This window comes from Pseudoalteromonas sp. MTN2-4, from assembly GCF_042848605.1.
Classification (GTDB): domain Bacteria; phylum Pseudomonadota; class Gammaproteobacteria; order Enterobacterales; family Alteromonadaceae; genus Pseudoalteromonas.
On the sequence record NZ_BTGK01000001.1, the window covers coordinates 615,141 to 639,238 of the forward strand.

Here is a 24,098-nt window from a genome sequence, read left to right on the forward strand (position 1 = left end):
AAAGGTAGATAACAATGCGTAAACTCACCATTATTGCTGCAGCAATCAGCGCAGCATTTTTGGCTGGTTGTCAGCAAACAGCTGAAAAACCTGCTCCTGCACCGCAAGTCCAAGTTGTTCAGAGCGAAGTTGAAAAAGCCAATGCGCTTTTTGAAGAAGTGTTTATGAACGGCGTCATGCGAAGCCCTGTATACCAAACTTACATGGGTATCAAAAAAGACTACGATAAGTGGGATGATGACAGCGAAGAGCGTGCACTTGAAGATTTAGCTCTAGCTAAAAAAGATCTTGGCAGATTGAATGCGATTGATCGCAGTAAGTTAGATGCTAACACGCAAGTTAGTTATGACCTGATGAAGCAACGTTTAGAAGATGGTATTGCTGATTTCAAATGGCGCTACCATAACTACCCGGTAAACCAAATGTTTGGTACGCACTCAATGGTACCTGCATTTTTAATTAACCAGCACCAAATCACTAATGTTGAAGATGCGAAAGCGTATATCTCACGTTTAAATGGCGTAACGAAAGTATTCGATCAACTTATCGACTCTTTAGAGATCCGTGCGCAAAAAGGCATTATTGCACCTAAGTTTGTTTTTCCTCACGTAATTGAATCAAGCAAGAACATTATTAAAGGCGCACCGTTTGAAAAAGGTGACGACTCTACTCTACTTGCTGACTTCAAACGTAAGGTAAACAAACTAGAAATCGCTGATTCTGAAAAAGCAGCACTTATCAATGAAGCTACAGAAGCACTTAACACTGCTATCAAGCCGTCTTACAACAAGCTAATTAACTACCTAGCTAAGCTTGAGAAAAAAGCAGATACCCGTGACGGTGCTTGGAAGTTCCCTGAAGGTGAAGCCTTCTTTAACAATGCCCTTGCTCGTACAACGACTACAGAGCTAACGGCTAAAGAAATCCATGAAATTGGCCTTGCTGAGGTTGCACGTATTCATGACGAAATGCGAGCAATCAAAGAAAAGGTTGGCTTTAAAGGTGACTTAAAAGCATTCATGGAATTCATGAAAACCGACAAGCAATTCTACTTGCCTAATACAGAAGAAGGTAAAGAGAAGTATCTTAAAGATGCTACTGCGATGATCGACAACTTAAAATCTCGTCTTGATGAATTATTTATTGTTAAGCCAAAAGCAGACATGATCGTTAAGCGTGTTGAAGCATTCCGTGAAAAAGCGGCTGGTAAAGCGTTCTACCAGCAGCCTGCACCAGATGGCTCTCGTCCTGGTATTTACTACGCAAACCTGTATGACATGGAAGCAATGCCTACTTACCAAATGGAAGCGCTTGCTTACCACGAAGGTATTCCGGGTCACCACATGCAAATTGCTATCGCGCAAGAGCTTGAAGGTGTGCCTAAGTTCCGTAAATTCGGTGGCTACACAGCTTATATCGAAGGTTGGGGTTTATACTCTGAGCTAGTACCAAAAGAAATGGGCCTATATGAAGACCCATATTCAGATTTTGGTCGTCTTGCAATGGAATTATGGCGTGCATGTCGTCTAGTGGTAGATACAGGTATTCACGCGATGAAATGGACGCGTCAAGAAGGCATCGATTACTACGTAAACAACACCCCTAACGCTAAGTCTGACGGTGTTAAAATGGTTGAGCGTCACATCGTAATGCCTTCTCAAGCAACCGCTTATAAAGTCGGTATGCTTAAAATTTTAGAATTACGTGAAGATGCGAAGAAAGAACTTGGTGACAAGTTTGATATTCGTCAGTTCCACGATGTGGTTCTGAAAAATGGCCCTGTGCCACTTAACGTACTTGAAAAGTTCGTTGACGAGTGGGTAGCAAGTAAAAAAGCTTAACCGCAAAATTGATTTAGAAAGCCATGGTTAAAACCATGGCTTTTTTATTTCTATATACTTATTTCTGCTGACAGAATAAACGTCAACCTAAACAAAATGAGTTACTCGCAAGACTAACTTATAGGCTCTTAACTGACGTCAGATAATTGTTTTTGTGAAAATTCAGTCTCTGACAAAATAATATGAAGGCAAGCACCACCATGCGCAGGGCTTTGCATTTTCACTTCCCCTTTCAGCTTTTGCGTGACCAAATTATATATGATGCTCATACCCAGACCAGTGCCACCACTATGGCGTTTTGAAGTAATAAACGGTTCGAATATCACCGGTAAAATTTCTTTGTCTATGCCCATGCCATCGTCTTTAAAATAGATATGCACAAAATCATTAACAACCATTGCTGACACCACAATATGGAGTTTCTGATTGGCTATTTTGCCATGTTTAATACTGTTATGAATGCATAGATTAATGATCTGATTGATTGCTGAGGGGTAGCTATTAATAAACAGCCCTTCTGAGATATCAAAGGTGATATCATAATCTTCGGCTGATAATAAACCGTCATTACTTCGAAATGCATATTCTACTTGATCAAGTAAGTTAAAATAGGTCAGGATATCCAAATGTTGGTTTGCAGAGATCAGCTTAAACTCTTCAATAAGCTGCTCACTGACCGTGAGATTACTTTCAATAATATCTAATGTACTTTCTAGATGACTTATCATCTCTGTAATAGAGGCACTCTCATCTAACCCATCTCTTAGGTTATTTTTCATGATGGCTATTAACTCAGCCATATCGCCCTTACCACTTTTTACTTCTCCAAGTGGCGTATTGAGCTCTTGAGTAAAGCGATGAATAACATTACTAAAACTCGCCACTTCAGTATCTTCTAATAAACGTTTTTGCGCCGAAGACAAACGCACTAGAAGACCATCAAGGTATTCAAGTAATTTATCGACATGCGTGCCTATTTGACCTAACTCATCGGTATTATTGAGATTAGTCCTGAGTTTAAAGTTTTCATGTTCAACAACCTTATCTAAGACATCATTGATCACATTGATCTTTTTCGAGACTCTTGCATGCAATATCATCAATAAAACAAAGCATACAGAGCAAATCAAAATTATCATGCCCAGTAAACTTAAAACCCAAGCTTGCTTGGTATCGTGATCCTGTAAAATAATAGTATTGCTCAATCCCAATATTTCAGTTGTTAGATCGTTTTTTTGCTCATCAAGTTGCTTTCTCAAGCCCTGCTTAGAGTTCAAACCAATTTCTGTGAGCACTGCACTGTAAGATAAAAAACCTTGGCGATAAGCTTTGAGTTGCAGTGCCGCTTGAGGGTTTTCGGATTGCAGCTTTTGATATAATTTTTCGTAAATTCCTGTATGACGTTCAATATAGGCATGATCGTGTCGCAGTAAAAAGTCTTTCTCTGCACGCCGTAATTCTAGTACCTTAAGCTCTAACATGGGTTGTTCAGCTGTTTGCACATAACTTTGTAACTGATGAGCGTGACGTCTAAACAAGCCATATACGCCCTCATCAGCCTCATGACCTAACTTAATTTGGAACTGCTCAAAACGCTTTAAAGTTTGCCTTAGTTGTGCGGTATTAGATTCTATCATGGAAAGTTGCAGCATGACTTTTGGCTCATCTAAAAGAAGTTGGGCAAGCTCACCGTATTCTTTTTCGAACTGAAAATAATGCTTATCGAAAGACTCAATAAATTCTGGCTGTTTTTCTTGTATGTAGTCATTTTTTACGCCAACTAATCGAGCTGCGGCTAACTTTAGACGATTTAACTGCAATTCAACTTGCTGGGTATGATCTATGTGTGAATACATTAACCAACTTGCAAGCATGATTAAAAACACACATGTGCCCGAAGCAACTTTAAAAATAAGTAATGAAGACTTAACGCGCATAGTCTGACCTTAATTTTTCCTTACTTTAAGTTTAGTAAAGAAAACTAGATTTAGATCAAGTTATAAATTGTGCAAATTTCGAGCATAACGATAGACTATATGATAAACCACGCTATGGGGTTTACGCTTAAAGTAAGCCGCAAGAGTGAGTTCTTAAAAAGGTCATGGTTTGGTTAAAAAACTGTCACTTTTTTCGCAAATAATGAAGTCACTTAACGATCACTCAAGTGAATTTCACTAGTGTTTGTTGCCTAAAGCAAACATGACAAATGCAGTTAAATTGTCATAAAAGATGTAGGGAAATCATCATGGATATACAAAAAACTGCCATTGTAACTGGCGCCTTTGGTGGCATTGGTACAGCCATCGTTCAATCTCTCGTAGACAACCAGTTCTTCGTTATCGCCGTTGCGAGCCAGCGTCGAACCCAGGCTGACTTTGATCAATGGCTCAATGAAGCAAACATCAACCCAAAACAAGTTCAAGCTGTGTTTTTAGATGTCACTGATGCTCAAGCTTGTAAACTTGCCCTTGACAACCTTATCGAAGAGCATCAACACATTGATGTGTTAGTCAACAATGCGGGTATCACACGTGATAGCACATTTAAAAAAATGTCGATTGAGCAATGGCGTGAAGTGATCGATACTAACTTAAACTCTCTTTTCAACATGACCCAACCTTTGTTTGCGCATATGTGTGCGCAAAAGCAAGGTCGTATCATCAACATCTCAAGTGTAAACGGCCAAAAAGGACAATTTGGACAAGCAAACTATGCTGCAGCAAAAGCGGGCATGATCGGCTTTTCTAAATCTCTTGCTTATGAAGGTGCGCGCGCTGGTGTCACAGTGAATGTGGTTGCTCCCGGTTATACAGAAACTCCAATGGTTGCTGCAATGAAACCTGAGGTTCTAGATAACATTCGCGGCCAAGTACCTATGCAGCGTTTAGCGACCCCAGAAGAAGTCGCCAAAGCAGTACGCTTTTTAGCATCTGACGATGCGGCTTATATCACAGGTGAAACACTCGCTTTAAACGGCGGTTTATACATGAATTAAGTTAGTTGAGTAAGCAGTTAACACTCAACCCATTTTTTGAACAATTTCAACGACTCAAAAGGAAAACGTTATGTACACTGATTTACTAAACACGCTAACTGAACAAAACCAAAAGTTTTTCGGCCCAGCAATCAAGTTCAACCAACTTGTTGCAAAGAACATTGAACAGCTAGCGAGCATTCAAATTGATGCAGTACAAAACATTTCAAATGCTTCTGTATCGCAATTAAAAGCAGCGACTGAAGTACAAGATGTTAAATCTGCAATCGATTTTAACTTAAGCCAAGTGTCTGCAATGACCCAGCTAAGCCAGCAAATGATTGAAGACGGTCAAAAACTAACAAAACTAGGTCAAGAGTTTAAAGACAGCCTTGAAGCTTTAACTAAAGAGCAAATGCAAACAGCTCAAGCTTAAGACTTATTTAGGTAGCGGTAGTTCTGCCGCTACCTGCTCTTCTTGCCTTCATGCTGCGACACCCTGCAGCGTCTAGTTGTGTCATTAGGACAATCATGATGAAGATGGATAACGACGCCTTAAATGCTACGATGCAATCTTGGTGGCAACAAAACCAAGAAATTTTTAACTCCTTTACCCAAAACTTGAGCCAACAAAGCCCTGTTCAACAAGCTTTAAATGAGCTAAACAGCAAAGACTTTACTACCTGGTTGCAAGCACTAAGCCAGCAACCTGAGACATTAATAAAGAATCAAACTAACTGGTGGCAGCAGCAATTGCAAATAATGCAAAATGCGATGCAAGCAGGCGACGAAAACGTTGCGTCTGTCATCAGTGAAGAGCGAGGAGACCGACGCTTTAAAGACGAGCAATGGCAACAAAATCCATGGTTTAACTACATCAAACAAAGTTACTTATTATTTGGTGAGTCACTGTTACAAAATATTCGTGATACTCAAGGGCTAGACGAAAAACAAAAAGAACGCCTTGAGTTTTTTGCCAGACAAACCATTAACTCGCTTGCGCCCAGTAACTTTATCAGCACTAACCCTGAATTACTTAAACTCACCCTAGAGTCAAAAGGTGAAAACTTGGTGAAAGGTTTTGAGCTGCTAAAAAAAGATTTAGATAAAAGCCATGACATGCTGCGTATTAGCATGACTGATGAGCAAGCTTATAAACTCGGGGAAGACCTAGCCACTACCCCAGGTCGTGTGGTGTATCAAAACCATTTATTTGAATTAATCCAATACAGTGCAACCACAGAGCAAGTACTCGAGACGCCTCTATTAATCATTCCCCCTTATGTGAACAAGTACTATATCTTAGATTTGCAACAACAAAACTCGATGGTGAAATGGGCTGTAGAACAGGGCCATACCGTGTTCATGATGTCGTGGAAAAACCCTGATCCAAGTATGGCACACATCAGCTTTGAAGATTATGTGGTTGATGGCGTGATAGCTGCCCTTGATGCCATCGAGAAACATATAGGCACAACCTATGTCAATGCCATGGGATATTGTATTGGCGGTACTTTGCTGACCACAACATTGGCTTATTTCACAGCAAAACGTATGAAGCAACGCATTAAAAGTGCAACCTTGTTAACCACACTACTCGATTTTGCGCAACCAGGGGAGATTGGTGTATTTATTAATGAGCCAACAATTGCTGCGCTCGAAGCGTACAATACAGAAAATGGTGTCATGCATGGTCACTCGCTGGGTACGGCGTTCAGCATGCTCAGAGAAAACACCCTGTACTGGAATTATTATGTGAATAATTACCTCAAAGGCAAAGCGCCTATGAATATGGACCTGCTTTATTGGAATGGTGACAGTACCAACCTTACTGCAGCATGCCATAATTTTATGCTGCGTAACCTCTATTTAGAAAACAAGCTGGTAGAGCCAAAAGCGATCAGTATTCGTGGTACTAAAATTGATTTGAGCAAGGTAAAAACACCTATTTATATGCTTTCAACTCGAGATGATCATATTGCGCTATGGCAAGCCACATTTAAAGGTGTGCAAAATACTGCAAGCCCAGTGACTTTTGTGCTGGGTGAGAGTGGCCACATTGCCGGTGTAATTAATGCGCCTGAGGCAAATAAATATGGTTATTTCTATGGCCCAGAAGCCAAAGGAGAAGCGCAAGATTGGTTTGATAAAGCGCAGCATCACACAGGTTCTTGGTGGCCTCACTGGCATCAATGGCTCAATAACCTTAATGACACAAAAGTAGACGCCAGAGCAACGCATACTGATGAAAAGCCGGGGATTTATGATGCACCTGGAGAATATGTAAAGGTTAGTCTATAACTAATTCTCTTTGGCTTTATTGCAAAAAGCCAAAGAGCTTCTCTCGGTAATCAAGTAAAAACTTCAAGGTAGCCCTTTACAACCAAACATAAAATATGTTGTTTACAAAAGTTTACGTTCAGCGCGGAGCACTCCTTCTTTTAAGAGTTTTAATAAAATAGAATACGCCCGATTTTAATAAATGGAATAAAATAATGATAAAATTGATATCGGGTCTTGCCTTATCAGCATTAATCAGCGGCAATGCTTTAGCGAATGATGCTAATTTAGTTCAGGAAGACGGCTCTGATATAAGCTTTTCAGCGTTTATGGGTTACTCTGTTGGCGGTGAAAAACTGGTAGAAATAAACTATAAAGATAATTCGGATCAATCAATTAAAACAGGCAAAGGTTTTAGTTTTGGACTTGGCCTTAATTATTCGATTAGTGAAAAGTGGTCTCTAGCTACCAACTTAAGTTATTTTTCAGATTCAGATAATGCAGAAAATTTAGATGCCAAAATCTCGCGATTTGTTTTAGACGCGATACCTTATTACCAACTTAATGAAAAATTTAAAATTGGCTTAGGTTTAACATATCACCTAAGCCCGGAACTTGAAGTTGAGTCTTCAAAGTTAGAATTTGATAGCGCCTTAGGCTCAGTGGTTTCAATTGGTTATGAACTTGAATCATACAATAGCATGATTGAAGTAAGATATGTGTCTAATAGTTACGACTACAATGAAAAAGTCTATTTAGGTTATGGCAGTTATGGAAGCTACAAAGGAACAGTAGATGCAAATCAATTTGGTGTATTTTGGCACTACCAGTTCTAATAATCATTGATGATTGAAAAACAAAAAACCCGCCGAAGCGGGTTTTTTTAAAGCTTAAAATCAAAGAATTACTTCTTCTTTTTCACTGCTTTTTTGTTTGGTAGGTCAGTGATTGAACCTTCAAAGATTTCAGCAGCTAGACCGATTGACTCGTTCAGCGTTGGGTGAGCGTGGATAGTAAGCGCTAGGTCTTCACCGTCTGCACCCATTTCTACCGCTAGGCCGATCTCACCAAGCATTTCACCTGCATTGATACCAACCATTGCACCACCAATAATGCGACCTGAGTCTTTATCGAAGATAAGCTTAGTTGAACCTTCAGTACGTGCTGAAGCGATTGCACGGCCAGATGCAGCCCACGGGAATACCGCAGTTTCAATGTTAAGACCTTGCTCTTTTGCTTCTTTCTCAGTTACACCAACCCAAGCGATTTCTGGATCTGTGTATGCAATTGAAGGAATACACTTAGGATCGAAGTAATGCTTCTGACCAGAGATCACTTCTGCAGCAACGTGTGCTTCATGAACCGCTTTGTGCGCAAGCATTGGTTGACCAACGATGTCGCCAATCGCAAAGATGTGGTTTACGTTTGTCTTCATTTGCTTATCAGTGTTGATGAAGCCGCGCTCGTCAACAGCTACGCCCGCTTTTTCAGCGTCAAGTAGTTTACCGTTAGGTGTACGGCCTACAGCAACAAGTACTTTGTCGTAACGTACTGGCTCAGCTGGAGCGTTCTTGCCTTCGAATGATACGTATAGACCGTCTTCTTTCGCTTCAACAGCCACTACTTTCGTAGAAAGCATTACGTTGAACTTGTTCTTAACATACTTTTGGTAAATCTTGATGATGTCTTTATCCGCTGCTGGTACTAGTTGATCAGCAAATTCAACAACGTCGATTTGTGAACCTAGTGCACGGTAAACAGTACCCATCTCAAGACCGATGATACCACCACCTAATACAAGTAGTTTCTCTGGTACGTCTTTAAGCTCAAGTGCACCAGTTGAATCGATTACACGCTCATCTTCTGGGATGAAAGGTAGGTTTACAGGCTGAGAACCCGCAGCAATGATTGCATTGTCGAAAGTAACAGTTGTAGTACCGTTTTCGCCTTCAACAGCGATAGTGTTAGCACCTGTGAATTTGCCGTAACCGTTAACAACGTTAACTTTACGCATCTTCGCCATGCCGTCTAAGCCACCAGTTAATTGACCGATTACAGAATCTTTCCAAGAACGGATTTTGTCTAGGTCGATTTGTGGAGCACCGAAAGTAACACCGTGAGATGCCATTTCGCTCGCGTCGTCGATTACTTTAGCAACGTGAAGTAATGCTTTTGAAGGGATACAACCTACGTTCAAGCAAACACCACCTAGAGTGTTACGTGATTCGATAAGTGTAACGTCTAAACCTAAATCAGCAGCACGGAAAGCTGCAGAGTAACCACCAGGACCACCGCCTAGTACAACAACTTGAGTTTTGATCTCGTTGCTCATGTTTTAACCTTAATATTTTGCGAACGGGTTATGCCAAATTGGCGTTGCCCTACTCGTTATACTCACTGCCATGTCATCCATTTGTCAGGAGGAACAAGGGGCAGACTAAAAAAGTGTGCGTCGATTGTATCAGAGGATACAAACAAAATCCCACTGAAAATCAGTGGGATTTTTGAGTTTTACATTACCAGCTGACGAATGTCGCTTAGGTAAGCTGCAAGTGTTGCAGTAAAGCGTGCTGCTAACGCACCGTCAATTACACGGTGGTCGTATGAACAGCTTAGCGGCACCATTAGGCGCGGCTCAAACTCTTTACCATTCCACTTCGGCTTCATGTCAGACTTAGACACACCTAAGATGGCAACTTCTGGTGCATTTACGATTGGTGTAAACGCAGTACCACCGATGCCGCCTAGGCTAGAAATCGTGAAACAACCGCCCTGCATATCAGATGCAGTTAGTTTACCTTCACGTGCTTTCTTAGAAATTTCCATCAACTCGCGAGATAACTCAATGATGCCTTTTTTGTTCACATCACGAACAACAGGAACAACTAGACCATTTGGTGTATCTACTGCGATACCAATGTTTACATACTTCTTGAGAATTAAGCTTTCGCCATCTTCAGACAGTGATGAGTTAAACGTTGGGAACTCTTCTAGTGCTTTAGCCGCGGCTTTCATTACGAATACTAGTGGAGTGATCTTCACGCCCATTTTCTTCTTCTCAGCCAGTACATTCTGCTCTTTACGGAATGCTTCTAGCGTGGTGATGTCCGCTTCATCAAATTGCGTAACATGAGGGATCTGTACCCAGTTACGGTGAAGGTTTGCACCAGAAAGCTTTTGAATACGAGAAAGCTTCTTCTCTTCAACTTCACCAAACTTGCTGAAGTCTACTTTTGGCCAAGGAATTAGGTTTAGCTCGCCACCGCCAGTATTGCCACCTTTAGATAGCTGACCTGATTCAACTTGCTTCACTAACTCTTTCACGTAGTTTTGTACGTCTTCTTTAAGTACACGGTTCTTGCGACCTGTGCCTTTAACGCGCGCTAGGTTTACACCAAACTCACGCGCTAAACGACGAACTACAGGTGATGCATGTGCGTATTGGTCGTTCGCTACAAATTCATCTTTTTGTGCTGAAGCTGCAGGTGCCGCTGCTGGCGCTGGTTTTGCCGCTGGTGCTGCCGGAGCCGCTTTTGCAGGTGCAGGCGCAGCTATAGGAGCTGGTGCAGAGCCTTGCGTTTCAAATACAAATACCAATGAACCAGTCGACACTTTACCGCCAACTTCAACCTTCACTTCTTTAACAGTCCCAGCAAACGGTGCTGGTACTTCCATAGAAGCCTTATCACCTTCTACGTTTAAGATTGATTGGTCAGCTTCAACCACATCGCCTACCGCAACCATTACTTCAGTTACTTCAACTTCGTCACCGCCGATGTCTGGTACGTGAACCTCGATCAGTTCTGCCGCCGCTGCTGGAACAGGCGCTGCCGCAGGAGCCGCTTGAACAGCTGCCGGCGCAGATGCACCAGTTTCAAATACGAATACTAGCGAGCCCGTTGATACTTTGCCGCCAACTTCAACTTTGATTTCTTTAACTGTACCGCCAAATGGTGCTGGTACTTCCATAGAAGCCTTGTCGCCTTCTACGTTTAAGATTGATTGGTCAGCTTCAACCACGTCGCCTACAGCAACCATGATCTCAGTTACTTCAACCTCGTCACCACCGATGTCTGGTACGTGAACTTCTTTTAATTCAGATGCCGCTGCTGGAGCAGGTGCAGCCGCCGGGGCTGCTGGTGCTTCAGGCTCGGCTGCTGCAGGTGCATCACCCGCAGCATCAAAAATCATAATTAAAGAGCCAGTTGCAACAGTGTCGCCTTCAGCTACTTTAATTTCTTTCACTGTACCCGCTTGCGCAGCTGGCACTTCCATTGAAGCTTTATCACCTTCAACAGTGATAAGAGATTGATCAACTTCAACTGTGTCACCTACGTTAACTAGGATCTCAGTTACTTCAACCTCATCCGCACCAATGTCTGGAACATGAATTTCGATTGCCATTCTATCTGCCTCTTATGCGTATAGTGGGTTAGTTTTCGTTGTGTCGATATCAAATTTCTTGATAGCGTCAGCAACAACTGATGCGTCAACTTTACCTTGCTTAACAAGCTCTGTAAGTGCAGCGACTACTACGTAACCTGCATTTACTTCGAAGTGACGACGTAAGTTTTCACGGCTGTCTGAACGACCGTAACCGTCAGTACCAAGTACTTTGAAAGAAGCGCTAGGCATATAAGCACGTACTTGCTCTGCATAGTTCTTCATATAGTCAGTTGCAGCAATTGCTGGAGACTCACCTAATACAGATGTGATATAAGGTACTTTTTGATCTGCTGCTGGGTTAAGCATGTTGAAACGCTCAACATCTTGACCGTCACGTGCAAGCTCATTGAATGACGTTACAGAGAATACATCTGAACCGATGCCGTACTCTTCGCTTAAGATCTGACCTGCTTTACGTACTTCGTTTAAGATAGTACCTGAGCCCATTAGTTGAACGTGTGCTTTGTCGCCTGCATTGTCTTCAAGCTTATAGATACCCTTACGAATGCCTTCTTCCGCACCTTCTGGCATTGCAGGTTGTGCGTAGTTTTCATTCATTAGCGTTAAGTAGTAGAACACGTTTTCTTGTTCAGGACCGTACATGCGACGAATACCGTCTTGTAGGATTACAGCTACTTCAAATACGAATGTTGGGTCGTAAGAAATACAGTTAGGAATAGTACCCGCTTGAATGTGCGAGTGACCGTCTTCGTGCTGTAGACCTTCACCGTTAAGGGTTGTACGACCAGCCGTTGCACCTAATAAGAAACCACGTGCTTGTTGGTCACCCGCCATCCACGCCATGTCGCCAACACGTTGGAAACCGAACATAGAGTAGTAGATGTAGAATGGGATCATCGGCAGGTCATTTGTCGAGTATGATGTTGCAGCCGCAACCCATGAAGACATTGCACCTAGCTCATTGATACCTTCTTGAAGTACCTGACCTGATGTTGCTTCTTTATAGTAAGAAACGATGTCACGGTCTTGAGGTGTGTAGTTCTGGCCATGCGGGTTATAAATACCGATCTGACGGAATAGACCTTCCATACCAAAGGTACGTGCTTCATCCGCAATAATAGGAACGATGTTTTTACCTACGCCTTTATCCTTTAATAAGATATTTAGTGCACGTACATAACCCATAGTTGTAGAGATATCACGCTTTTGTGCTTCAAGTAGTGGCTTGAACTGCTCTAAAGTTGGTAGCTCAAGTGCTTGTGTGAAGTTAGGCAAACGCTGCGGTGTATAACCGTGAAGCGCTTTACGACGTGAGTGAAGGTACTCATATTCAGCTGAACCTTCTTCAAGCTTCAGGTATGGTAAATCTTTGATTTGCTCATCAGATACCAAGTCTTCAAGACCAAGACGTGAACGAAGGTGTTCAACATGCGTCATGTCCATTTTTTTAACTTGGTGTGCAATGTTTTTACCTTCAGCTGCTTCACCCATACCGTAACCTTTAACCGTTTTTGCTAGGATTACTGTTGGACGACCTTTTGTCTCTTGCGCTGCTTTGTAAGCTGCGAAAAGCTTAGATGTATCGTGGCCACCACGCTTAAGCGCGAAGATCTCGTCATCAGTCATATCAGCAACAAGTGCTGCAGTTTCTGGGTAACGACCGAAGAAGTGCTCACGAACATATGCGCCATCTTTCGCTTTATATGTTTGGTAGTCACCGTCGATTGTCTCGTTCATAAGCTGTAATAGCTTACCCGTTGTGTCTTTTGCAAGAAGCGCATCCCAACCAGCACCCCATACAACTTTAATTACGTTCCAGCCTGCACCTTTAAATAGACCTTCAAGCTCTTGAATGATCTTACCGTTACCCATTACTGGGCCGTCTAGGCGCTGAAGGTTACAGTTAATTAGGTAACATAGGTTATCTAGCTTCTCACGCGCAGCGAAAGAAATTGCACCTCGTGATTCTGGCTCATCCATCTCACCGTCACCTAAGAACGCATATACGCGCTGCTCGTTCGTCTCTTTTAGACCACGACCTTCTAGGTATTTAAGAAAACGAGCTTGGTAGATTGATGCAATTGGACCTAAACCCATAGATACAGTTGGGAACTGCCAGAATTCAGGCATCAACTTAGGGTGTGGGTATGAAGAGATACCTTTGCCGTCGACTTCTTGACGGAAGTTATCAAGTTGCTCTTCAGTTAAACGACCTTCTAAGAAAGCACGTGCGTAGATACCTGGTGAAATGTGACCTTGGTAATAAACTAAATCACCACCGTCTTTTTCGTTTGGTGCACGGAAGAAGTGGTTGAAACACATCTCATAGAATGCAGCCGAAGACTGGTAAGACGCCATGTGGCCGCCTAGCTCTAAGTCTTTCTTAGACGCACGTAAAACGATCATGATCGCATTCCAACGAATGATTGAACGAATACGACGCTCAATCGTTGTGTCACCTGGGTATGCAGGCTCTTGATCTGCTGGAATAGTATTTACATAGTTTGTAGTAATACCTGTTGGCATATCAACGCCATCAAGACGAGCTTGTTCTAATACTTGCTCTAATAGAAACTGAGCGCGTTCAACGCCCTCTTCTTTTACTACAGACTCAAGCGCTTGTAACCACTCTTGGGTTTCTAACGCGTCTACGTCAATTTTATTGACTTCAGACATATGGAGTGTTCCTTATGTTTAAAATACGAATTTAATTACTTCTGGTTAATCTTAACGAACTCGATTGTTACTGGTACGTCTTAAACTACGTGCGATCCGCGAACGTTCTTTGTCCGCTTCAAGTAATGCTTCTTCAATAAACGCTAAGTGCGCGTTACTGGCTAATCGCGCTTGCTCTGGATTACCTTCTATAACAGCATCCATCAACAATTTACGGTGCTCAGCAAGCTGTTCACTGACGTCGTTCTTTTGCACCAAAACTTGTAAGTTTTGTAATACATTTTGCTCCAGCAAAGACTGCATGCCTTTAACGAGGTGTAGTAACACCACGTTATGCGACGCCTCAGCCACTGCAAAATGAAATGCATTAATTGCTTGTGCTTTTTGCTCTAGGTCTCCGTGCACATCGGCGATATTGTCGAAACTTTGCTGAACTTTCTCAAAGTCAGTGTCAGTTCCGCGAAGCGCTGCATAATATGCCGCGATCCCTTCTAGTGCATGACGAAACTCCAGCAAATCGAATTGCGATTCTGGATGCTTACTGATCAAGTCAAACAGCGGGTCAGTGAGCCCCTGTTCTAATTGATTTTTTACATACGTTCCGCCGCCTTGACGACGTGTCACGAGTCCTTTTGCCTCAAGCTTCTGAATTGCTTCTCGAAGAGAAGGTCTTGAAACCTCAAACTGCTTCGCAAGCTCCCTTTCTGGAGGCAACTTTTCACCTGGCATTAAAGAGCCCTCGAGGATCATATTCTCAAGTTGCTCTAAAATAACATCGGATAATTTTGCTGCTTTTATCTTTAAAGACATTGATCAAACGCCGAATTTAAGGATGTTGAAAAGACCATCTAACATCACATTGCTAGGTAATCTTAACCAAAAGGTAAATTGGTAATACCAAATTTGCGCATTACACTATCAAAAACCCGTGATACTGTCAAAATTCTGCACGGTTTAACCACAGCTTTTCTACAACCAAAGTCTAAACTTTATACAAATTTAGGAAAAACCACAGTACAAATTAAAGTGGTCTGACCATTGGTGTGTTTTTTATTATGCCACCAGCTTGGTGCTCCAAAATTTAAAGCGATCATTTTTACTTAACTGACATATTGTGATTATTTGGTAGTAAATAGACTTAGTTAAAACGCAAGCAATAGGATTGAGGGATATAAATGAAAAACTATAAAGACAACCTCTTTAAGCTACTCAGTAATGAACAAGATGCCAGGGCCTGTAAGCCACTTGATGATTCTGCCTGTAAAGTCGTCTCTCATAACTTCATGTTGACGCTATTCAGCCAGCTGTTTAGCCAATTTGCAGATGCATTGCTCAATCCAAAAGTGACTTTGCCTTGGCTACTACAAAGCTTGCAAGTGCCCGCTGTTTTTATTTCGTGGCTGGTGCCGATAAGAGAATCTGGCTCACTGTTACCACAGTTTGCTATTGCAAGTTTCATCAGAAAGCTACCGCTACGAAAGTGGGTATGGGTATTTGGTTCCCTGACTCAAGCCTTATGCATGCTGGCATTGATTGCGATAAGCTTTACTTTAAGTGGTTATGAAGCGGGTATTGCAATTATTGGCACGCTCATTATCTTCTCTTTGACCAGAGGTTTTAATTCTATTGCCGCCAAAGACTTACTGGGTAAAACCATACCTAAAACGCAAAGAGGCAATTTAAGTGGCTTAACCGCTAGTTTATCTGGCTTGGCAACAGTGTTGTTTGGGTTGTTTTTTATATTTTCAGACAGTCGACAAGATCAAACTATCTTATAGGCATTAGGCTTAGCTACTGTTATGTGGTTATTAGCAGCATTAAGCAAGTTTAGAATGATTTATGAGACAGTAACTTTGCACTGTTTTTACTGACCCGTACTTTGCTGATTTGCTCAGCCTTGAGCGCCCCGTTTTATATAGTACTTGCCTCAGAGCAAGCATTTGATTTTGCAGTTCTGGCGATATTTATGCTGGTATCTGGTACTGCAAGTTTAGTCTAAGCACCAACCTGGGGGCGCTTAAGTGATTTATCGAGTAAACGTGTAATGACGTTAAGTCCGGCCCTGGTGGCAATAAAAGAACTGACTATGTTGCAGTGGGCAATACATTTACCGGAATTGTACTGTTGATATTGGGAAGTGCTGGCTTGTTAGCAGATCAGCTAGGGGCACTCCAACTTATCCTGATGTTCAGCAGCCTGTCATTGCTGGCAATTATCAATTCATATTTTTTGAAAGATTAAAGCGTATTTGTTTGGCCCAATTGCCATTTTTTTAACAGCTTTGCATATTCCCCGCTGAGTTTAACTCTCTGCAATGATTGACTTAAACTCTGAGCTAAACTTGGGTTAAGCTGCTTATTTGCAACAAAATGCAATTCATTTGGAAAATCTGGCAAGCTCAGCTTCTTTTCTATCTGACTTGGGTCTAATCCTAGGTTCCTTAACTCTTTATCAAGTGACAAGGTATTCGTTAGCACCAGATCAGTACGACCTCTGTACAACATTTTAAGCAAACTTGCAGGATCTGGCGCAAGCACTAGATCATGCTCAGTCGAAAACCCTGCTCTCTCTAAATAATAATGACTGTGGTAGCCTCTAACTGTGCTCACTCTTAGCCCTTGGGCTGTTTTCAAATCTATTAGTTTAAGTGCTCTGTGCTTAAGCCCTATTAGATATGCATCTGCAAAATACACACTCCCCAAAAAGTTAAACTCATTGGCACGTTTTGGTGTTTTTAATAAAGATATCATTAGCGTGTTTGAGTTTGATGTAAACTCTTTAAATGCACGCGCTTGCGGCATAATTTCGATGTGCCCTTTGCATTGGCACTCGAGCAATACCGCCTCGACTAAGTCGACTAAAAAACCTTGCGGATGTTTTTCATTATCAATGAAATGTAATGGATAGAGATCTTCAGCAACAAAGCGCAACTTGCTTTCAGAACGCACTTCAAAAGCACTTATGCTCATAAATAATAAAAATGAATAGAATGCCAGATGTTTCATACAGCCTTGACTCAGCATTGTGTGAAAAAACAACATAACCTAAACTGCAGGCGCTTTGCCAGCCTTCTAGCATGACAAAGTTAAAATTAGCATTTTAGGGTACTTAAACATTGTTTAAGCTTTTCAATGGTAAGGGGCTTTGCAACATGTAGCGTAAAGCCCGACGCCAAAGCCTTTTCTCTACTATCGGTATCGGCATCGGCTGTTAAAGCAAAAACTGGTAAAGTTGCGAATTGCTTTACTAAGCGAAGTTGTTTTACCGCTTCATACCCATCTAACACTGGCATTTGACAGTCCATCAAAACTACGTCAAAAGAACTTTTTTCAATGGCTTCTAACGCTAACTGACCATTTTCAACAAGCGTGGCATTTATATTTAATTTCTCCAGCATGGCTTTAATGACCATTTGATTAACTGGGTTATCCTCGGCAACCAAGACTTTGAGTGACGAAAAGTCTCGATTAATACAGGGCACTTCAGTGTCTATCTCTTTTTCAGCTTTAGGTAATTCAAGCGTAAAAGTAAAAACCGATCCCTGAGGGTGGTTATTTGCAACCCGTATAGACCCCTTCATTAATTTACTGAGCTGTTTAGAAATCGCTAAACCAAGGCCTGTACCGCCAAACTTTCTTGAGGTTGAGGAATCACTTTGCGTGAATGCCGAAAATAACTGTTCAGAGTTTTCATTTGCGATACCTATGCCCGTATCTATGACTTGAATAGACAGCTGATAAGCCTGTTCACTTTGTGCAATTATGTTGCAAGTCAGCACAACTTCCCCTTGCTCTGTAAATTTAATCGCATTGCCACACAAGTTAATTAAAATTTGTTCAAAACGTGTTTTATCTGCTTTTACTAACAAAGGAACTGGACAATAATTTTCAAACCGCCAAGTAAGTCCTTTACTTGTCGCTGATAATCTAAAAATGTTATTCACTTTATTGAGCGCTTTGTTTAAATCGAACTCATCCTCAACAAGCTCAAAATTGCCCGACTCAATCTTGGAAAAATCTAAAATATCATTCACGATATTAAGTAAGTGCTGTGACGATACATCTATATTTTCAAGGTAAGATTTAACCTGCTCAAAATCTTCTGACTCTTTTGCTAGTTGAGAAAAACCAACAACCGCATTCATAGGGGTACGTATTTCATGACTCATATTGGCTAGAAATCGACTTTTCGCACGATTGGCTTTATCAGCCTGTTCAACGGCTTTATTTAAAGAACGTGTTCTTTGTAAAACTCGCTTATCAAGTACATTTTGTTGGTTATACATTTGCAGAATGATCAAAACAATCGCAGTCACAATAATGAATTGCAGCAAAAATACGGGCAAATTAGATTGCTGTTGCAATAGATTAATGACTGCTTGGTTCAAATGCAGATCGACAAACCACTTCTGACCAAACATAACAATCTCTAAACGTTTAAACTCGCCTGTATCTTTGTCTGTGTTTGTGTTTGTGTTTTCATCACTTGAATAAATAAGTGTATTTGTAAAAGCTTCCAATACATGAATATGGAACAGTTCTTTATCGACATTATCTAACGCTGAATCGATGATTTCAGACACTTTAAACACCCCAGTGCTAAACCCGATGAGTCTATTTTCTCCTGTTTGCGCTTTTAAACTGTTTAAGTCAAACACAGGATAAAACAATAAAAATGCAGGACGCTTTTCTTTATGCTGAACAAGCTGAATTATCGGCGTAGCTTTTGGTTGCATATTTTGTAAAACCGCATAAAGCGTTTTTTTGCGTTCAGGATTAGAGTAAACGTTAAAGCCTATGGCATTTTGATTGGGCTTTTCTGGGTAAATGTATTGTACGTAGATAATTGGATCATCTGCCTGAATTGGCTCACCTTTAACCTTAAACTCAATACCATAAGTATTTTGAAGTATTTGAGTATGCGCATCTTTTAAGTTCTGCGTAATTAAAGGATTCCAAGAAACGGCTTGCAGAATGCCATTGTTTGCCATGAGTGTTTCAGCTTGTTTAGCGAAGGCTTGTTTATCAATGAACTGCGAATTTTGAATGTTATCGGCCAAAATTTGCAATTGCGACAGCGCCCCTGATAACTCTCGATAAATTTTATTTTCAATTGTTTGTGACTGTTTCTCAATTTTTTGCTCGAATGCAGTCTTGGTGGAATCAAAGAATAACCAGGTGATTGAGACAACAAACACAAAAAGACAGAGCAATGACCAGATAAGTGTCTTATCACCGCTATGATTTGAAGACGTATGACTAAAAAGCCTGATAAAACCTAAAACAAAGGGTGTTGCCAATAACACACCTAATGCGTCACCCAGCCACCAAAAAACGAAACTAAATAATAGTAAAGTTGGCGCTTGTAGAGGACTAAACAATACAGCAGAGAGTGTACCTATGGTCGCCGAAAGTAAACTGACGCATAAGCCAACAAGCAATACAAACTTTAAGATGCTAAGCTGATGTTTAACTCTAAGTGGATCGCTCCAACGAATTAACAACACACTTCCCAAATATGCCTGTAACGCAGCGCCACACGCAATAATGATATTTTGCGAGATCTGTGCGTTCAGGGTTTCATCTGTGATGTATTCAGGCGTTGCCGCAAAGTTATAGAAAAAAGTACCTATCAACACCACCGGAATAAACTTGTGGCGAAATAGGTAACATCCAGCTAAAGCGATACCAGCTGGCAGCCAAATCGGGATCACTTGCACATAGAAGGCAATTTTAGATAATCCAAAACCAACACAAACAAAAGTGAGTGATAACACAAAAAGTAAGAATGGATTGTGGGTTGCTGCCGATTTTTTTTCACCCATGAAAAATTGCTTCCTACAAATAAGTTCTATACCACCTGAGATTTGCTCAAGAATATAACTACGGTGCACCGCATTCATTTTTTATAAAAGTGTAGGTCTAATTAGCGTCTTAGGCGAGGAATAATAAATAAAGGTATGAAATTAAATTAAATTAAATTGTATCTTTAAAAAAGCCCGATGATTTCGGGCTTCTGTTTTTGCATATATATTAATAATTACAACTTATGTTTGTGCGTCCATAGATGCAATAACTCAAGTGCTATACTTGCCCCTGCTAATGCAGTTACTTCTAAGTTGTCGTAAGCTGGCGCGACTTCAACCACATCCATGCCTACTAGATTAAGACATTATAAGTGGTTAAGCCACCGCATACTTTCGCACCCATAACAGACACAAAAACAGGATCGAGCGCATCAATATCAAAAGTTAAATAGACAGGTAAATCACCCACTGTGTTTGTGATGATTTTAGCAATGGCATCGGCGCTTAACTCGTTCCCTTGCTGACCATAAATCACAGTGAAACCATGATCTGCTTCGCTGTAATTGGTTCATATCCCAACTTGCACTGAGCGATGTTTATCGAGCAAAACTGCATGGTGCGCCGTTAACGCACGGCCCGAATCCGAAATAATCATCAGCATAGGTTGCTCATAATGCTTACACACATCGCCGATTGTGTACACGATGTTATTGGCGTATTCAGCAAGCGAGTAATTCATCGAATTACTTGATTGACTGCGTGTACCGTCATAGTTAATCGCTAAGCCACCACCTACATCCATGCACGTTAAGTTTGCGTCTAAACGACGCAGCTCACAGTAAAAACGTGCCGGTTCACTCACACCTTTACGCACATCACGAATGTTCGCCATTTGTGAACCTAAGTGGAAATGTACGAGCTGTAATGTGCTTTGCATGTCTTTGGCTTTTAACTGCGACAATACGCTCAGCACTTGCGAAGCCGACAAACCAAATTTTGATTTTTCGCCACCACTTGCCTGCCATTTACCCTTACCTTGCGATGCTAAGCGCACACGAATACCTAAGCGAGGTGTTACGCCAAGCTTGTAGGCTTCTTCAAGCACCATCTCTAGCTCAAAACGCTTTTCGAGTACGATATTCACTTTGTGACCTAGCTTTTCACCGATCAAAGAAAGACGAATGTACTCACGGTCTTTGTTACCATTACACACAATCACAGAGCTGACTTTTTGCGCCATCGCTAGCACCGCTAAAAGTTCAGCTTTACTACCTGCTTCTAGACCAAGCTGCTTCTCACTTTGCTCAGCTTGACTAGCTAAAATCTCTTCAACCACTTCGCGTTGTTGGTTTACTTTTATTGGACAAACAAATAGGTACTTTTCTTCATAACCGTAAGAGGCAATGGCACGGTTAAATGCATTACATAAGCTATGCACACGGTGGTGTAATATTTGTGGAAATCTAACCAAAGCTGGTAAAGATAACCCGCGGTGCTGAATTTGCTCGGCAATGTTAGATAAACTCACCGCGTGGTTAGGGTTTGCCGTATCTGGCGACACACTTAACTCACCTTGGTCGTTTATATCAATGTACCCTTGGCTCCAGTGTGGTACGTTGTAACTTGCGCGAACTTGTTCAATCGCTGAGTTGTCTGTCATTTCTACCCTTAAAAAAATCAATATATAGGACTGGCTTAATTGCGCGCATTTAACGGTATGCCCCCTCAAGTCCAACTGTTATTTTTTGTCGTCACGACAATAAAATAAATCACTAAAAACCTAAGTTTCCTATTTCTATTGCATAAGTCTCAGTCTATAAATGCGCGAGAAAATAAGCGCCATTTTGGCCAAGTCTTTGACGATGGAGTCAAGCAATGTCTGAGCAAACTCAGTTAAAAAATCGTTTGGTAATTACCTTACTAGGGCACTGTATTGATAAAGAAAAAGCCCGCATTAAACTAGTCGATCACTATGATGCTAAACAAATAAAAGACGCCTATGGGCTAACACTGTGCAAAAAAAAAGCATGGCTTTTTGATTATGCGGTTTTGGTATGTTGGAACTTTAACCAAGATGAATTAAGTCAACTCATTACACAAATTGAAGACTTAGTGATTGAGCCTGTTCATAGGCCGAGTATTGAACATTACATTTATAAGCAAACCGATACTGACTCTTTCTACATAAAAGATGACTGCCTTTATTTAGACAGTACCGACAGCATGACTAAATTGGCGCTCAACAATGCCTTTGCGCAATCGGCTAAATTAGAGTTTTTTGAAGAGCAAGCACAAACTGTGATCAACGATAACGATTACTTGTCTGAGACTCTAGCTGATACAGGTATTGTGCCACTCAGTCGCAAGCAACTTGCTAAGCTGAGAGGCACATTATTTAAAACCAGCGCAGATATTTATTTGCATTTTAACTTGCTCGATACACCAGAGTTTTTTGGGACAACCCCAACCTTGAAGGGCTTTATCAGCAATTAAGTAAGTACTTGGACTTTTTACTGCGCATTCAAATTTTACAGAAAAAGCTCGATCCCATTCATACGCTTTTGGATATGCTCAGTACTGAACAAAACCACAAACACTCTGCTTTTTTAGAATGGGTGATCATCGTCTTAATTGCCATTGATATTTTGGTCTACTTTTTTGAGCCTTAAGAGTTCACATAACCTAAATATTCAAAGGAGTTAAATAGTGCAGGCATTTCAATAGCACTTAATCGTTTGAACAAACTGTTTTTATAATTTTTTACTCTGAGTAAAAACTTGTTCCTAACTTTTTTACCCCCTAACATGAAAAAGCCTATTTCGGCTTTATTTAGAAGGAAACTGATCATGAAATTGAATAAAAAGAAGTTAAAGAATTTATCGAATGCAAAAACCATTGATAACGTTGCGACTCCTAACATTGCAGGTGGGTTTGGCTTTTCAACGCCACAAGGAATTTGTCCTATGAGTTATTTTCCTACCTGCGAAAACGTAAATGCATGCCAAAGATAACCGCTTCACAGGCACAAAAAAAGGAAGTCGTTGCGACTTCCTTTTTTTCGAACAATTAACCACTGACAAACTGATTACTTTGGTAATGCAATAAAATACAACAACTGCAACAACGAGCCATGGCAAATGGCTGCATCAGCGTTTTCAACCACTTTTGGTTTACCATGAATGGCCACCCCTGTTCCCGCTTCTGCCATCATCACTAAGTCATTGGCACCATCACCAATAGCAATGGTTTGTTGTTTCACTAAACCAAGCTGCGTGCGCGTCTTTGCTAAAATATCAGCCTTTTTCTGAGCATCGACCACACCGCCTAGTACTTTCCCCGTTAAACGCGCCTCTTTTATTTCCAGCTCATTGGCATAAAAAGCATCTAACGACAGTGGTGCTTGCAGTGCTTCTGCAAACCAAGTGAAGCCACCCGATGCGAGTACTAACTGCCAGTTATGGACTTTTAAAGTTTGACATAGCTCTTGAATGCCCTCTATAAGCGGTAGGTTATCTTTTAACTGTTGGATCAAAGACAGTTCAATGCCTTCAAGTTTCGCCACACGCTTATACAAACTTTCGCTAAACCCCAATTGCCCCGCCATTGCCATAGCAGTCACGCTAGCAACCTCGTCATAAACGTCGGCTAGACGTGCTATTTCATCAATACACTCAATTTCTATCGCCGTAGAGTCCATATCCATGATGAGTAAACCTGGCTGGCTCAGACTGGCAGGTTTTGATAAATAGGCACCTTCGAAACCATGCTCAGCGGCAAAACTACGAAGCTGTTTTTTATATGCTTTCGAGTCATCAAACTGTACTTTAACGTCAAATGCTAACGCAGGGGCTAATTGCGCTGCTGGCTGATATAGGCTTACCGCATTGATATTAGTCTCACCAATAAACTCAATGGCATCTTGCAAAAATTGTGTGTCCGCTTGAGCACCAAAAAACACAATAAAATCTTCACCTAATTGCGATGATTCAGAGGCTTGCTCGACTAAGAGATCATTTTCAATCTGATACCATTTTGCTAAGGTGCATAAATCGGTGAGTGGAAGTTGCGGTGTAAGGTTAAAGCGAATACCAGCCATTGTGAGCTCCAAATTTAG

At 41.2% G+C, this 24,098-nt stretch carries 17 protein-coding genes and 2 pseudogenes; 9 read left to right on the plus strand and 10 right to left on the minus strand.

The genetic code is table 11. From position 1 onward, the window contains the following. The first annotated feature begins 14 nt into the window (after positions 1-14). The gene (locus ACGHEH_RS02840; protein ID WP_390441673.1) at positions 15-1,841 is read left to right on the plus strand and encodes a DUF885 domain-containing protein; all 1,827 of its coding nucleotides are present in this window, start codon (positions 15-17) and stop codon (positions 1,839-1,841) included. A 128-nt stretch (positions 1,842-1,969) separates the two neighbouring features. On the opposite strand, the gene ACGHEH_RS02845 is transcribed toward ACGHEH_RS02840, so the two are convergent. Beyond that, positions 1,970-3,778 (minus strand): ATP-binding protein, encoded by a 1,809-nt coding sequence (locus ACGHEH_RS02845; RefSeq protein ID WP_390441675.1) that lies wholly within the window; start codon positions 3,776-3,778, stop codon positions 1,970-1,972. 308 nt (positions 3,779-4,086) lie between these two features. Between ACGHEH_RS02845 and ACGHEH_RS02850 the strand changes: the two genes are divergently transcribed. The 4 genes from ACGHEH_RS02850 (at position 4,087) to ACGHEH_RS02865 (ending at position 7,931) form a co-directional block, all read left to right on the plus strand. Then, positions 4,087-4,836, plus strand: coding sequence for an SDR family oxidoreductase (locus ACGHEH_RS02850; protein ID WP_390441676.1), 750 nt, complete (start codon positions 4,087-4,089; stop codon positions 4,834-4,836). A 70-nt stretch (positions 4,837-4,906) separates the two neighbouring features. After that, positions 4,907-5,251 (plus strand): phasin family protein, encoded by a 345-nt coding sequence (locus ACGHEH_RS02855; protein ID WP_390441678.1) that lies wholly within the window; start codon positions 4,907-4,909, stop codon positions 5,249-5,251. 98 nt (positions 5,252-5,349) lie between these two features. Next, on the plus strand, positions 5,350-7,116 hold the full coding sequence (gene phaC / locus ACGHEH_RS02860) for a class I poly(R)-hydroxyalkanoic acid synthase (RefSeq protein WP_390442407.1): 1,767 nt from the start codon (positions 5,350-5,352) through the stop codon (positions 7,114-7,116). Positions 7,117-7,310: 194 nt separating this feature from the next. Continuing rightward, positions 7,311-7,931: a hypothetical protein gene (locus ACGHEH_RS02865; protein WP_390441680.1), complete on the plus strand. Its 621-nt coding sequence runs from the start codon at positions 7,311-7,313 to the stop codon at positions 7,929-7,931. Between the two features lie 68 nt (positions 7,932-7,999). Here ACGHEH_RS02865 and lpdA read toward each other — a convergent pair whose 3' ends face one another. From lpdA to pdhR, 4 genes are all read right to left on the minus strand, one after another. Further along, the gene (lpdA, locus tag ACGHEH_RS02870; RefSeq protein ID WP_390441682.1) at positions 8,000-9,427 is read right to left on the minus strand and encodes a dihydrolipoyl dehydrogenase; all 1,428 of its coding nucleotides are present in this window, start codon (positions 9,425-9,427) and stop codon (positions 8,000-8,002) included. Positions 9,428-9,606: 179 nt separating this feature from the next. Further along, positions 9,607-11,499, minus strand: a complete 1,893-nt coding sequence (aceF, locus tag ACGHEH_RS02875; protein WP_390441684.1) for a pyruvate dehydrogenase complex dihydrolipoyllysine-residue acetyltransferase — start codon at positions 11,497-11,499, stop codon at positions 9,607-9,609. Positions 11,500-11,511: 12 nt separating this feature from the next. Continuing rightward, the gene (gene aceE / locus ACGHEH_RS02880) at positions 11,512-14,178 is read right to left on the minus strand and encodes a pyruvate dehydrogenase (acetyl-transferring), homodimeric type (protein ID WP_390441686.1); all 2,667 of its coding nucleotides are present in this window, start codon (positions 14,176-14,178) and stop codon (positions 11,512-11,514) included. 51 nt (positions 14,179-14,229) lie between these two features. Further along, the gene (pdhR, locus tag ACGHEH_RS02885) at positions 14,230-14,988 is read right to left on the minus strand and encodes a pyruvate dehydrogenase complex transcriptional repressor PdhR (protein ID WP_138567073.1); all 759 of its coding nucleotides are present in this window, start codon (positions 14,986-14,988) and stop codon (positions 14,230-14,232) included. Between the two features lie 365 nt (positions 14,989-15,353). Here pdhR and ACGHEH_RS02890 point away from each other — a divergent pair, with 365 nt between their 5' ends. Next, entirely contained in the window at positions 15,354-15,956 is a 603-nt protein-coding gene (locus ACGHEH_RS02890) for a hypothetical protein (protein ID WP_390441688.1), read from the plus strand. Positions 15,957-16,415: 459 nt separating this feature from the next. On the opposite strand, the gene ACGHEH_RS02895 is transcribed toward ACGHEH_RS02890, so the two are convergent. The 4 genes and pseudogenes from ACGHEH_RS02895 to speA form a co-directional block, all read right to left on the minus strand. Then, positions 16,416-17,183 carry a substrate-binding periplasmic protein gene (locus tag ACGHEH_RS02895; RefSeq protein WP_390441690.1) on the minus strand — a complete coding sequence of 256 codons (768 nt, stop codon included), beginning with the start codon at positions 17,181-17,183 and terminating at the stop codon, positions 16,416-16,418. An 86-nt stretch (positions 17,184-17,269) separates the two neighbouring features. Further along, positions 17,270-20,002, minus strand: a complete 2,733-nt coding sequence (locus ACGHEH_RS02900; RefSeq protein ID WP_390441692.1) for a CHASE domain-containing protein — start codon at positions 20,000-20,002, stop codon at positions 17,270-17,272. Positions 20,003-20,217: 215 nt separating this feature from the next. Then, a pseudogene (locus ACGHEH_RS02905) lies at positions 20,218-20,519 on the minus strand (arginase family protein). 66 nt (positions 20,520-20,585) lie between these two features. After that, positions 20,586-21,644: pseudogene (speA, locus tag ACGHEH_RS02910) on the minus strand (biosynthetic arginine decarboxylase); the annotation flags it as partial. Between the two features lie 215 nt (positions 21,645-21,859). Here speA and ACGHEH_RS02915 point away from each other — a divergent pair. The 3 genes from ACGHEH_RS02915 (at position 21,860) to ACGHEH_RS02925 (ending at position 22,995) form a co-directional block, all read left to right on the plus strand. Then, positions 21,860-22,477: an RMD1 family protein gene (locus ACGHEH_RS02915; protein ID WP_390441694.1), complete on the plus strand. Its 618-nt coding sequence runs from the start codon at positions 21,860-21,862 to the stop codon at positions 22,475-22,477. A gap of 8 nt (positions 22,478-22,485) precedes the next feature. Continuing rightward, the gene (locus ACGHEH_RS02920) at positions 22,486-22,653 is read left to right on the plus strand and encodes a hypothetical protein (RefSeq protein ID WP_390441696.1); all 168 of its coding nucleotides are present in this window, start codon (positions 22,486-22,488) and stop codon (positions 22,651-22,653) included. 177 nt (positions 22,654-22,830) lie between these two features. Further along, positions 22,831-22,995: a hypothetical protein gene (locus ACGHEH_RS02925; RefSeq protein WP_390441698.1), complete on the plus strand. Its 165-nt coding sequence runs from the start codon at positions 22,831-22,833 to the stop codon at positions 22,993-22,995. 74 nt (positions 22,996-23,069) lie between these two features. Here the strand turns inward: ACGHEH_RS02925 and serB are convergent, their stop codons facing one another. Continuing rightward, on the minus strand, positions 23,070-24,080 hold the full coding sequence (serB, locus tag ACGHEH_RS02930) for a phosphoserine phosphatase SerB (RefSeq protein WP_390441700.1): 1,011 nt from the start codon (positions 24,078-24,080) through the stop codon (positions 23,070-23,072). Positions 24,081-24,098 lie beyond the last annotated feature (18 nt).